Annotated in this window: 11 protein-coding genes; all 11 read right to left on the bottom strand. The window is 32.2% G+C overall.

Annotation, left to right across the window (positions count from 1 at the left end):
• Positions 1-17 precede the first annotated feature (17 nt).
• Positions 18-1,583, bottom strand: a complete 1,566-nt coding sequence (gene pgi, locus RM538_RS03335) for a glucose-6-phosphate isomerase (protein WP_311331974.1) — start codon at positions 1,581-1,583, stop codon at positions 18-20.
• 38 nt (positions 1,584-1,621) lie between these two features.
• A complete protein-coding gene (locus tag RM538_RS03340) occupies positions 1,622-2,497 on the bottom strand; it encodes an N-acetylglucosamine kinase (protein ID WP_311331975.1) in 876 nt (291 codons plus the stop codon).
• 3 nt (positions 2,498-2,500) lie between these two features.
• Positions 2,501-3,499 (bottom strand): type I glyceraldehyde-3-phosphate dehydrogenase, encoded by a 999-nt coding sequence (gene gap, locus RM538_RS03345; protein ID WP_311331976.1) that lies wholly within the window; start codon positions 3,497-3,499, stop codon positions 2,501-2,503.
• A 14-nt stretch (positions 3,500-3,513) separates the two neighbouring features.
• The gene (gene pfkA / locus RM538_RS03350; RefSeq protein WP_311331977.1) at positions 3,514-4,500 is read right to left on the bottom strand and encodes a 6-phosphofructokinase; all 987 of its coding nucleotides are present in this window, start codon (positions 4,498-4,500) and stop codon (positions 3,514-3,516) included.
• Positions 4,501-4,965: 465 nt separating this feature from the next.
• Positions 4,966-6,807 carry a CocE/NonD family hydrolase gene (locus RM538_RS03355; RefSeq protein WP_311331978.1) on the bottom strand — a complete coding sequence of 614 codons (1,842 nt, stop codon included), beginning with the start codon at positions 6,805-6,807 and terminating at the stop codon, positions 4,966-4,968.
• 2 nt (positions 6,808-6,809) lie between these two features.
• On the bottom strand, positions 6,810-8,780 hold the full coding sequence (locus RM538_RS03360) for a protein-disulfide reductase DsbD family protein (protein ID WP_311331979.1): 1,971 nt from the start codon (positions 8,778-8,780) through the stop codon (positions 6,810-6,812).
• A 4-nt stretch (positions 8,781-8,784) separates the two neighbouring features.
• The gene (tilS, locus tag RM538_RS03365) at positions 8,785-10,095 is read right to left on the bottom strand and encodes a tRNA lysidine(34) synthetase TilS (protein ID WP_311331980.1); all 1,311 of its coding nucleotides are present in this window, start codon (positions 10,093-10,095) and stop codon (positions 8,785-8,787) included.
• 2 nt (positions 10,096-10,097) lie between these two features.
• Positions 10,098-10,832, bottom strand: a complete 735-nt coding sequence (locus tag RM538_RS03370) for a DUF3307 domain-containing protein (RefSeq protein WP_311331981.1) — start codon at positions 10,830-10,832, stop codon at positions 10,098-10,100.
• Positions 10,833-10,885: 53 nt separating this feature from the next.
• The gene (locus RM538_RS03375; RefSeq protein ID WP_311331982.1) at positions 10,886-11,572 is read right to left on the bottom strand and encodes a fumarate hydratase; all 687 of its coding nucleotides are present in this window, start codon (positions 11,570-11,572) and stop codon (positions 10,886-10,888) included.
• A 109-nt stretch (positions 11,573-11,681) separates the two neighbouring features.
• Positions 11,682-12,971 (bottom strand): anthranilate synthase component I family protein, encoded by a 1,290-nt coding sequence (locus tag RM538_RS03380; protein WP_311331983.1) that lies wholly within the window; start codon positions 12,969-12,971, stop codon positions 11,682-11,684.
• Positions 12,971-13,513: an NADPH-dependent FMN reductase gene (locus RM538_RS03385; protein WP_311331984.1), complete on the bottom strand. Its 543-nt coding sequence runs from the start codon at positions 13,511-13,513 to the stop codon at positions 12,971-12,973. Before RM538_RS03385 ends, RM538_RS03380 begins: the two co-directional genes overlap by 1 nt.
• Between the last annotated feature and the right edge of the window lie 99 nt (positions 13,514-13,612).

Below are 13,612 nucleotides of genomic sequence, written 5' to 3' on the forward strand. Positions count from 1 at the left end.
TATAGAAAATGTTAGGGTTACGAATTTACTTTTTTTAATAATCCTTTTGTTGAAGAATTATTAATCATAGTAGTATTATTAGTCTCTATTGCGGTAAGGGTAGTCTTTGCTAGTTTTTTACCAAGTTCAACTCCCCATTGGTCGAAACTAAAGATATTCCAAAGAATTCCTTGACAAAATAATTTGTGTTCATACATCGCAAGTAGCTTGCCCAATGAATTTGGCGTTAGCTTTTTGATTACGATAGTGTTAGAGGGTTTATTGCCGTCAAAGACTTTAAAAGGGGTTTCTACTTCTTTTTTATAAGTTCCATTAAGTAATGCTTCTGTTTGAGCAATACAATTTGCTAATAACTTATTTTGATGATCTTCTTTACCATGAAGTGACTTTGAAAAACAAATAAAATCAATTGGAATTAATTTTGTTCCTTGGTGTACTAACTGAAAAAAAGCATGCTGTGCATTTGTTCCCGTGCCTCCCCAAACAATTGTTCCTGTTTGATAATTTATGGGTTCGCCATTTCTATCTATACTTTTTCCGTTGCTTTCCATTACTCCTTGTTGTAGATATGCAACTAGTTTATTTAAATACTGAGAGTAAGGTACTAAAGCTTCAGTTTCAGTACCATAAAAATTATTATACCAAATAGATAATAAGGCTAGTACTACAGGTATGTTTTCGGAAAAAGGAGTGTCTTGAAAATGGGTATCCATTTCGTTAGCACCTTGTAGTAGTTTTTCAAAATTAGGAAACCCAATAGCGCAACAAATAGAAAGTCCAACAGCACTCCATAATGAAAAACGGCCTCCTACCCATTCCCACATTGGGAAGCTATTTTCTGAATCAATTCCAAATGTCTTAACTGCTTCTAGGTTAGAGGAAACTGCTACAAAATGCTTAGCAATCGCTTCTTCTGAAGCATTTTCAAGAAACCAAGATCGTATTGTATTTGCATTGGTTAGTGTCTCTTGCGTAGTAAATGTTTTAGAAACGACAATGAATAGTGTTGTTTCTGGGTTTAATCCTTTAAGTGTTTCCATAACATGGTCACCATCCACATTAGAAATAAATTGAACGTTAAGATGGTTACGATAGTATCGTAACGATTCTACAACCATATCTGGACCTAAATCGCTTCCGCCAATTCCAATATTTACAATGGTATCTATAGATTTCCCTGTGTGTCCTTTCCAGTTACCTTTAATAATTTCTTCTGAAAAAAGTTTCATTTTCTGAAGCGTTTCAGCAACTTCAGGTTTTCTGTTATTAAAATCCCTTAAGGCAGTATGTAGTACTTTTCTATCTTCGGTTTCATTAATCGTTTCACCTTCAAATTGTGAAGTAATTGCTTCTTTAAGTTTAACCTCCTCTGCTAACTCGAATAGTAGTGTTAGTGTTTCATGAGTAATTCTATTTTTTGAATAATCCACATAAAAATCTTCCCAATCTATTACCTTCTTAGAAGCTCTTGAGACATCATTGGAAAATAAGTCTTGCATCTTAAGGTTTCTTGTTTCCTCAAAATGCTGTGTTAACTTTTTCCAAGCTTTTGTAGTTGTTGGGTTTATTTTGGGTAGTAGCATTTACTGGCTTTAAATGTTAGATTGATAATCAAAAATAATTACATTCTATTTTCTCTGTAGTAATCTATTAAACCATCAATTGGTCTTCTTATAATATTTCCTAACTCAAGATTATATGGTTTCATGCAATTTCGAATTATATCTTCACTAAAGTGTGCTATAGAACCAATAAAATGAATTGGGACATGCTGTGCTTCTTTAAAGCAAAGTATTTTATACTCAATAAACTTAAGCATTCCTTCGCTAATTAATTTATAAAAGTAGCCATTAATTTCTCCAGCTGAAGTTGGTCTATTTTCTCCAGGATTAAAAATAAACTCGGCAAAAGAAGCCAGATACATATTGGGATTGGGTTTTTTGTATAAGTTAAGTTTAATGTGGTCTGGATCTAGATTAAATCTTTTTTCAAACTCCTCTGCCAATACTGCCGGCATTTTTTTATAAAAATAATCACGAATGAGTCGCTTACCAAAGTAGTTTCCGCTTGCTTCATCCATTAAAGTATACCCTAAGGATTCTACACTATTCATTATGGTTTTTCCGTCATAATAACTACTATTGGACCCTGTTCCTAAGATACAAACTATACCTGGTTTATTAGTAGCAGCATGAACTGCCGCAACAGTATCTTCATTTACTGAAACTTTTGCTTGGCTAAAATACGTTTCTAATATTCTTTTTAAAATTGCTTTTGGAGTTTTGGTTCCACAACCTGCTCCATAAAAGTCTAAAGTAGTAACCTTCTTAAAAAGCGATTGTAAGTCTTTATTAAACTCAATTCTTTGAGCAAGTTCTTCTTCAGGAACGACAGCTGGATTAAGTCCCAATGTTCTTGTTTTAAGAGATACATTTCCTTTTGTATCCAATAAAATCCAATCGCATTTAGTAGAACCACCATCTGTAATTAATATCATAATTTAAACTGTTGCTATATGAGCTGCTAAGTCTATTAATTTTGAAGAATAAGCATATTCATTATCATACCAAGCAACTAATTTAAAGAAATTATCATTGAGTGCTATTCCTGCTTCTGCATCAAAATTACACGTGTTTGAATCACTTACAAAATCTTGAGAAACCACAGGTTCATCTACATAATCTACCACGCCTTGATATGCACCATTTGCAGCATCTTTAAAAAGTTGTTTAATTTCTTCGTATGTGGCTGCTTTTTTTGTTCTAACAGTTAAATCTACAACAGAAACGTCTGCCGTTGGTACTCTAAAAGCCATTCCCGTAAGCTTCCCTTTTAGCGCTGGGATAACCTTTGTTACAGCTACTGCAGCTCCAGTAGAAGTTGGAATAATATTGTTTATAGCGCTTCTCCCTAACCTGTAGTTTTTTCTAGAAGGGCCATCAACTGTAAATTGGGTAGCGGTTGCTGCATGAACGGTAATCATTAAACCTTCAACAATTTCTAAATTATCGTCTATGATTTTTGCCATAGGTGCCAAACAATTTGTTGTACAAGAAGCATTAGATACAATTGTGTCCTCAGGTTTCACTTCTGTATGGTTTACTCCCATTACAAACATAGGAGCTGTCTTTGAAGGTGCCGAAATAACTACTTTTTTTGCTCCGGCTTTTATATGAGCAGAAGCAGAATCTATTTCAGTAAAAATTCCTGTACAGTCTATTACAATCTCTGCCTCTACTTCATTCCATTTTAAATCTTCTGGATTTCTTTCAGCTGAAACTCTAATCTTTCTTCCATCTACACTTAAATGCCCATCTACAACCCCTACATCTCCAGGAAATTTCCCGTGAACAGAATCATATTCTAAAAGATAAGCTAGATGGTTTACATCTAGTAAATCGTTTACAGCAACCACTTCCACTTTAGGGTTTTGTGATGCTATTCTAAATGCGATTCTACCTATACGACCAAAGCCATTAATTGCAATTTTTGTACTCATATTTTCTTTTTCTTTTAAACAGATGTAATATCTGCTACTCTTATTAAATCTATATCTATTTTATTTTCTCCTTCTAGTCCTTTACCAAAATCTACGTGTACTATTTTATTGTGGACAAGACCTATCATAATATTTTTTTTACCATCTAATAGTGCATCAACTGCTCCAACTCCTAACCTACTCGCTAATACTCTATCAAAACAACTTGGAGCTCCTCCTCTTTGTATATGACCAAGAACAGTAACTTTAACTTCGTATTCTGTAAGGTTTTCTTTAATGTATTCCGCTAACTGGAATATATTTTTTCCAATTTGATCACCTTCAGCTACTACAACTATACTTGAAGATTTTCCAGATTTTTTACTCTTTTTTAAAGAATCTAATAATCTATCACGCCCTAAATTTTGCTCAGGAATTAAAATTTCTTCAGCACCAGCACCAATACCTGCATTTAAAGCAATATCACCGGCATCTCTTCCCATAACTTCTATTAGAAAAAGCCTATTATGAGAATTTGCTGTATCCCTAATTTTATCTATAGACTCTACTACTGTATTTAGCGCAGTATCATACCCAATAGTATAATCTGTACCATTAATATCATTGTCAATAGTTCCTGGAAGTCCTACTATAGGGAAATTAAACTCTTCATAAAAAATTTTACATCCTGTAAATGTTCCGTCACCTCCAATAGCCACAAGAGCGTCTATATTGCTATCTACAAGACTTTTATAAGCCTTAGCTCTTCCTTTTTTTGTTTTAAATTCTTGAGAGCGAGCAGTCTTGAGAAAGGTTCCTCCTCTATTAATAATATTTTTTACTGAACGAGGTCCAAGTTCTTTAAAGTCTCCTTCAATGAGTCCTTGTAGCCCTCTGTAAACGCCAACAGCCTCTAAGTTATGATAAGCGCAAGAGCGCACTACAGCACGTATTGCAGCATTCATGCCTGGAGAATCTCCTCCACTTGTTAGTACTGCAATTTTTTTAATTTTCTTACTCATTCATGTAAAACTAGGCTATTAATATGATTTGTACAATTTACAGTAAAAACTAAAACGTTTTCGTTTAATAAAAAGTTATAATTAGTAAAAAAAATAAAATTTTTATCACTTTTTTACTGCAATAAGCGAACTAGAATAAAAAGGAGATTAAGGCAACTTATTGGTTTTCACACAAAAGGACAAAAAGGTTATAGAGTCTTAACAAACAACCAGATAACTACAAACTGTTAATAAATCCTAAATACGTGTATATACGTATAGGTTTCTTTTAAGGTGCAACTTATATTTGATTATGAATTAGTGAATGTGTATTTGTTTAAATTTTTTGTGGGGATAGAAAATTTACTCAATGCATTTATTTAGAAGTAAAAAACTTTTAAAATTTACTAAGTTAGGTTTGTTATTAGCGCCTTAATCGAAAGATTGAGGCGCTATCTATTTTTCCCTATTTGTAATCCTATTCTATTACTTATCTAGGATCATAAACTCTATAGCAGAGTCATTAAAAACTTTGTGTGTTTGTTTTTTGAAGTCTGATTCTTTTGCTTCAAAAATATTAGGAACATAGGTTTGTGGATTTAAATCTATATATGGAAACCATGTGCTCTGAACTTGTACCTGTATTTTGTGTCCTTTCTTAAAAGTATGGTGAACATCTTGTAGTTTTATATTCACATCTGTCTTTTCATTTGCAACAAAAGGCTCTGGTTTACTAAAGCTGTTTCTGAAACGGCCCCTTAACACTTCACTTCTTACCATCATGTGGTAATTACTCATTTTTAAATGGTCTTGTGTTTCTTGCGTGTCCTTTGCATCTGGAGGATAGACATCTATCACTTTTACAATCCAGTCTGCAGCTGTGCCTGTAGTAGCAACTTTAAGTTTGGCTATGATTTCTCCTGCCATGGTTACATCTTCAGTAAGTACTGGAGTTTCAAAAACTAAAACATCTGGTCTTCTACTTGCAAAACGTTGGTCATCTGTCATATACTTACGTGGTGTAAATACCATTTTGATGTCTTCAGTATAAGGAACAGGTTTTTTAGGGTCACTTACAAACTCTTCAAAAGTATAGCTTTTTTCTGCTACAGGATTTAAGCGTTCTCTGCTTTGTAGCCAATAGGATTTCTTTTTTGAGTTCTTTGGAGGCCATTCAGAATATGTTTTCCATTCTTTAGTACCACTATCAAACATATATGCTTCCGGAAGATCAGTATCGCCTTTTCCGTCGTTCTTTAAAAAGTGATTAAAGAATTTAGTCTCTATGTTTTTTTGATAATCTATTGAAATATCATCTCCAAAATAGACATTACCTATTGCCTGACGTTTTTTGGTTCTAGCCCAATCTCCATGACTCCAAGGTCCAAAAACTACAGTATTGTAGTTGTTACTTCGGTTTTCAATTTTTTCATAGGTTTCAAAAGGTCCATATAAATCTTCAGCATCAAACAATCCGCCAACGGTCATTACAGCAGGTTTAATATCTTTTAAATGCTGAATAATTCCTCTCGATTGCCAAAACTCATCATAATTAGGGTGCTCCTTTAATTGTTGCCAGAATACATTGTCTTCTTTATAATATTTATCTAGGTTAGATAATGGGCCAACATCTAAAAAGAATTGATATTGGTCTTGTGTTCCTAACTGTGGGAACTTGTACCAAGACTCTTTTTTAGGGCCATCTTTTTCATATCCAAATACTGAAGTCGCTCTCCAGTAGCTCAATAAATATGCTCCATTATGATGAAAATCATCAAAAAAGAAATCTCCGATACATGCCTGTGGAGAAGCTGCTTTAAGTGCGGGGTGTGCATCAAGTAAAGAATAGGTTGTGTAGAATCCAGGGTAAGAAATTCCATAGGTTCCTACATTACCATTGTTGTTGTCAAGGTTTTTTACTAACCAATCTATAGTATCATATGTATCACTTGCCTCGTCAAACTGTTTTCCTTTTTTGTTTGGGATGTATGCTCGCATATTATCGTAGGTCCCCTCACTCATCCATCTACCTCTAACATCCTGATAAACCATAATGTTTCCTTCTTTCATTAAGAATTCATTAGGTCCAACCTTTGAGGGAAATTGATCTTCACCATAAGGTCTACAGCTATATGGCGTTCTTTTTAAAAGTATAGGATATTTTTTTGAAGTATCCTTAGGGCTATAAACAGTAGTAAACAGTTTTGTGCCATCACGCATTTCTATATACGTTTCGGTTTTATTGTAGTTCTCTTTTACGTAATTTTTTTCTTGAGCATTTGTGACAAAAAGTACACAAATTGCAATTAGTGTTATTAGTTTTTTCATATTTATAATTTTGAAAAATTATTCATTCCTTCTTTAAGCCAAGCTAGATATTCATTTCCATTTGGTGTATAAGCGATAGGCGAATTAATTAAATTTAAGTTACTATCAATTAAAACATAGTAAGGCTGAGAGTTATTCTTAAAATTAATAGTTTGAAATGTTGCCCATTTATCCCCAATAGTTCTTATAGTTTTGGTATTACCGTTCTCTTTTAGAAACTTAAATTGTTCGGCAGGATCTAATTTCTCTCTATCATCAACATATAATGAAATTAGAATATATTCTTCATTGATCACTTTAAAAATATCCTCCCTGCTCCAAACATGTTCTTCCATTTTTCTACAATTAACACATGCCCAGCCCGTAAAGTCTATCATAATGGGCTTACCTTCTTTCTTTGCAGCTATTAAGCCTTTTTCAAAATCTTTATAAGCTGTTAAACCTAATGGTGCTGAGGTTCCTTTATCATATAGACTATAAAACATTGGTGGTGCAAAGCCACTTAACAATTTTAAATTAGCATGTTTAGTATTGGTAAGACCAGGTATAAGATAAATAGCGAAAGCAAAACTTGCTAAACCAATAATTATATTACCAAGTGGTAGTTTTCGTTTAGAACCATCATGCGGGAATCTTATCAATCCAAATAGATATAATCCCATTCCCAATGCGCATAATAACCAAATACCAATAAAAATTTCTCTTTTTAATATTCCCCAATGTGCTACGAGGTCTGCATTAGATAAGAACTTAAATGCCAATGCTAATTCTGCAAAACCTAACACAACCTTTACTGTGTTTAGCCACCCTCCACTTTTAGGCAATGAGTTTAACCAGTTAGGAAACAATGCAAACAACGCAAATGGTAATGCCAAGGCTAATCCAAAACCACCCATCCCAAATGTAAGCTGCATAGCTCCTCCATCACTACTTAATGACCCTCCTAAAAGAGAGCCTAAAATTGGTCCTGTGCAAGAAAAAGATACTATAGCAAGAGTTAATGCCATAAAAAATATACCTACAATACCTCCTATACTAGTTGCCTTATTATCCATTTTTGAACTCCAAGAACTTGGTAATGTTAATTCGAAATATCCAAAAAATGAAAAAGCAAATACAACAAAAATTATGAAGAAAATAATATTTAGAGTAACGTTAGTTGAAATATTGTTTAGTATTTCTGGGTCTACAGAGTCTAATAAGTGAAATGGTAAACTAAGCAGTATATAAATAATAAAAATGAAGAGTCCATAAAGAATAGCATTTCCTAAGCCTTTCTTTTTGTCTTTAGCACCTTTAGTAAAAAAAGATACAGTCAATGGTATCATTGGGAATACACATGGTGTAAGTAAAGCTATAAGCCCTCCTAAGAACCCTAATAAAAAAATGGTTAAATAGCTTTTGTCTTCTTCATTAGCATCTTTTAAATAAGTTTCCTTTCCTTTTAAATCTAACTTTAAAGCATTAGCCTTTTCTAAATCATTGGCTGATAAATTTATAGCATCATTAGAAACTTCATTTGATGTGCTTAATGGGACATGAAACTCACTACTTTCAAAAATACACTTCTCATCATCACAGGTTTGATATTCTACTAAAACATCAATAAAATCAATATTTGTGTTTTTTAAGTTTATTTTTTGAGTAAATACTGCTTTATCGTAAAAAAAAGCCATATCCATTTCAAAAATTTTATCAAACTTTAAAACAGGTTTACCTTCTTCTGTTTTACCTACTAATTCAAAATCATTATTTGGATTTTCAAAAGTAAAAGTTGTTGGTATAGGGCCACCCTCATCTATATATTGTGAGTAAATAGACCAGCCATCTTCTATTGTAGCAGTAAAAATTAACTCACCATTTGTATCGTCAATTTTTTTATATTCAGATTTCCATTTTACGGGTTCTATAATTTGTCCAAAGCTTGTTATTGAACAAATTAAGAACAATAAAAAAGCTATGTTTTTTTTCATAAAATTATGCTGGAGTATATACAATTTTTAAAATATTTTTAGTCTTTTGGGTTACTTTAAATTTCTCGTCAAGTCGATGCCCAACTACCCAAACTATGTCATTATTACTAATTAAAACAAACGTTTTTTCTTTAGCTATCAAAGATAGCTTTTCATCTTTAAAAAATTTACTCAATTTCTTTTTTCCTTTCATCCCAAAAGGTTGAAAAGTATCACCTTCTTTCCACTTTCGTAATTCTAAAGGAAATTCAAGAGTCGAAGCATCTATAAAAACAGTATGGGCATTTGTAATTTTATAAGTATCTGCTTCAGAAAAAGTTAAATGAATGGGTACAGTTATTTCTGAAGTTTCCTTGTCTATAATTACAGTTTTGAAGTCTACTTCTTGATTTTCAGAAAGCAATAAGAACTCTCTATCTTTTAATAATCTATGAGAGTTTGAATAAACAGATTTACCACTTTGGGAGTCCATTAAATCTAAAATAGAGTCAAAGTCAGTAAATCCAAATGGAGATAATAACTGAAACAATAATGCTTTTGAGTTGGGTAATGATTTTGTTTTTTCAATATCAATTTTATAGCCATCTTCTATTTCTGAAATAACTAGATTATATACTAATGTCATGTAGTCATCTAGCAAATTAGAAACCTCGCCTAAATTTTGCTGGGTCTGTTTTAAAGAATCTAATATTTTTGGGGCTGCCGACTTAAATCCAGGAATAACAGTATGACGCAATTTGTTACGTAAATAATCTTTTGAAGCATTACTACTATCTTCTCTCCAATATAATGATTGTGCTTTTGCAACACCTTCAATCTCCTTTCTACTGAAAGGTAGTAAAGGCCTAATTACAGTTTCAGTTTTTTCTGGAATACCTAACAAACCTTTTATACCTGTACCTCTAGAAAGGTTTATTAAAAAAGTTTCTAAAGTGTCATCTGCATGATGTGCAGTTACTACAAAATCATATCCATGTTCTTCTAGAAGATGAAAAAACCAATTATAACGTAATTCTCTAGCTGCCATTTGAGTAGAAATCCCTTTTTCTGAAGCATATTTCTTTGTATTAAATCTTTCAGAATAAAATACAAGATTATAGTTACTCGACATCTCTTTCACAAATGCTTCGTCTTCATCACTTTCCTCGCCTCGTAATGAAAAGTTGCAATGTGCTACGGCAGTTTTAATATTTAGTTTATGTAAAAAATATAGTAACACCATACTATCTACACCTCCACTACAAGCCAAAAGAAGTTTGCTGTTTTTTAATGAAGGAAATTGAGTTTCAATATGTTTTTTTAGAGCTGCTAGCATTATTAAAAGAAAGAGGTTAAAATTCCTAATAGTACAGCAGTACCAAAACTTAACATAGTCCCTATAAGAACATATTCTGTCTTTAAAGTATCTGTATCCTTATATCGAAGTATCGATTTTGCAGCAATTAAAAACCCTACTGCAGCATATTGTCCAACTAAAATAAAAGTAAGTGTTAATAGTCTTTCTAAAATACCTATAAGTTTACCCGCATTAGGAAGCTCATTTGTATCTAATGAAGTATCGATATCCATATTAGTTATAGCTACATCAATTTCTGAAGACTTAAAGACTTCTTTAATTAAGATATTTGTTGGTTTTAAACAGAATAGATATGCAGTAATTATTCCTATAGTATTTGCATCTATTGGAAGTTCTATAATAAATTTAAGACCGTGATACTCTGTAAAAAGCCATGATACTATTATCAACACTAGTATATGCAATCCTTGGTCTATAAAGAAGATAGATTTTTTAAGAATAGAGTGGTTATTGTATTTTGCCTTAATTCCGTCAATAAAATAATGTGAAATTGCAATTACTCCTGAGCCAATAAAAAATTCAATTTGAAAAGAAAGCAGCCAAGAAGTTACAAAAACAATAAGCGTATGCCAGATTAAAAAACGACTTTTAAAGCCTAAGGTGTTTTTTTGGTTTGCTAACGCATTTGTTTGCAAAAAATAGTCTGCCAGTACATGTGCCAAAAACTGAAGAACAATAAACTCTTGAAATCCCATACTTTAATAATAAAATACCTTAAGACGCCCTATAAAGCACTAAAAAAATCTGATTAATGGCTAAAACTACTAGCAAAATAGGCTACTACTCCCTCAATAGCATTCCAACCAACACTAGTGGAATGTCTATTTACAACAGATTGGTCTATTCCTAGTTTTTTAGAGATTGTGCTTTCATCGTTACCTAATAACTTCAAATATAATACTTCGCTTTGTCTTGCCGTAGCCTTTGCCAATAAAACATCCAGTAGACCAAGTATAGCTTCCCATTCTCTATTTAAATCATTGTCTTTAGATATAAAAAACAATGTGTTTTTTATGGTTATTCGGTCTTTGTTATATGTTGAAGTACTGTTTATTTTTCTGCCAGCCATATATATAGCTTCACCATCCATTACACCATTTTCAAAATCTAATCGATCCATACTCCCTAAACCAATTGCTACACGTATCCCGTGTTCTTTAAATAGTTTTACACGCTTTTTTTCTTTCTTGTAACTACTTACATCAAGTGGAATAGATTTTACATAACTTTTTATAGCTAACGCTATCGTTAGTGCATCTTTAACTTTAAGTGGACTACACTCTATATTATCGCCTTTTACAACTCTACCAAAAACATTAAAAGAATTATCTAGTTCTGTTATCATAGCAGACAAAGCTTCTTCAAGTATAACCTTATCTTTTTGTTCAAGACTTGTAGAAGAAATAATATCTCCAGAAATTATTGCGTGTAACATCTTATTATCAATTTAAACAACACAAATATATGCATAAATTTAAACATAAAGATTAATTATGCTATTTTTAATACATATTTAATGTTTATGTCTTTATTAAAACATAAATTTATTCTAATACACTACGCATTGCTTTAGCTTTTAAAAGGCATTCTTCATATTCAGCTTCCGGGAGAGATTTGTTAGTGATTGCGCCTCCAACAGAAAAACTAACGTACTTATTAGCTTCATTAAACAAAATACTTCTAATAATTACATTAAAATCAAAGTTGTTATCCGGAGTAAAATAACCAACAGCTCCACTATATAAACCTCTTTTGGTATCTTCAAGGTTTTCTATAATTTTCATAGCACTAACTTTAGGAGCTCCAGTCATGCTACCCATAGGAAACGTATCTCTTAAAAGTGAAACAATAGATACAGTAGGGTCCACTTCACATCTAACTGTAGAAATAAGTTGATGTACCTGTTCAAAAGTATAAACCTTACAAAGCTCATCTACTATAACAGAGCCCTTTTTGGCAAATCGAGACAAATCATTACGAACCAAATCTGTAATCATAATGTTTTCACTACGCTCTTTAGGGTCGTTAAGAAGTTTATCAATTATAGCCCTATCCTCTTCATTATTATCAGCTCTTTTAGCTGTCCCCTTTATGGGTTGAGATATAACTGTACTACCCTCTTTCTTTAAATATCGTTCTGGAGAAGCAGACAGTAAAAACCTTTGATCAATCTTTAAAAAAGTAGCAAAAGGGGGTTTCGAAATTTCATTAAGCTGTAAAAAAGTAGTAATTGGGTTTATGCTTGTATTCTCTGAAAAAAATTCTTGGCAAAAATTAGCTTCATAAATATCGCCACGCTCAATATGGCTTAGCATTGTTTCTACTTTTTCGAAATAGGAATCTTTTGACGTACGCAAGCGTATTTTAATATCCTTCTCACTAGGGTTTGAAGCAGTAACAACTTGATTACTAATTGCTTCCCAATCATCATCAATTTCATCTGCAACAAAATTGAGATACATAAATGTTACAGCATTATCGTCAAATACTAAAATTTTTTTAGGTTGAAAAAAACTAATATCTGGGAACCCTAAATAGTCTTCGTTTGCAGAGGTAAGTTGTTCAACATCATTTTTAAGGTCATAGGTTAAATAACCAAACAACCAATCTTTTGTGGTTTCTTGATATTCTTCTAAAGCATTAAAAGCTCCATGATAACTAGTTTGTATACTAGTGAGCGCATCTACAGCCAATAATGCTTTAAAGTTACTGTGTTCTTGTTCATAATCATTACTGTCTAACCAAACTACTTCATAAAACTGAGAGGCCCATGTAAGTAGTTTTTCCTTAAATGTTTCAGTAAGTGTAAAAGATTTTGAAACTTGACTGCGCATTATTTTAATAGCTGGTGTTCAAAATTTTGCAAAACCTCCATAAAACCTAAGTGTAGAAGCTCGTTTGTAATTTTATTTTCTTCTTTAGAAAAATTTTCTGAAAAAGATGGAAACGCAAAACTTTCAATTATTTCGGCACCAAACCTTGGTAAAGAGCCTTTAGTGTATTCTAATGCCGAAGCAGCTCCTCTTTTTCCATTTGATGTACTCATCAACATTACTTTTTTTCCATCTAAAAAGTTTCTATCTAATCTAGACAACCAGTCTAAAACATTTTTGAAAAACGCAGAAACAGTTCCGTTGTGTTCATTTACCGAAAGAAGCACACCGTCTGCAGCTTTAAGTTCGTTATTAAGCATCATTAATTCTACACTATATCCCTTCTCTTTCTCAATATCTTCACTAAACATAGGTAAAGAGTAATCGACCAACTTGATAATTTTTACTTCACATTGAGAAACACAAGACGCTGCAAAAGAAACAAAAGCGTGATTTATAGATGTACTACTATTACTCCCTGCGAATGCAATTATTTTTTTCATGTTATAAAGATATTGAAAAGACAAAAACTCTATACAATAAAAGTTAGCTAATTATTAAAGCGGATAAACACATAGAAATTACAAATTCATTTAATTTGA

Origin of the sequence: Patiriisocius hiemis, from assembly GCF_031846325.1 — a bacterium.
Taxonomy (GTDB): domain Bacteria; phylum Bacteroidota; class Bacteroidia; order Flavobacteriales; family Flavobacteriaceae; genus Patiriisocius_A; species Patiriisocius_A hiemis.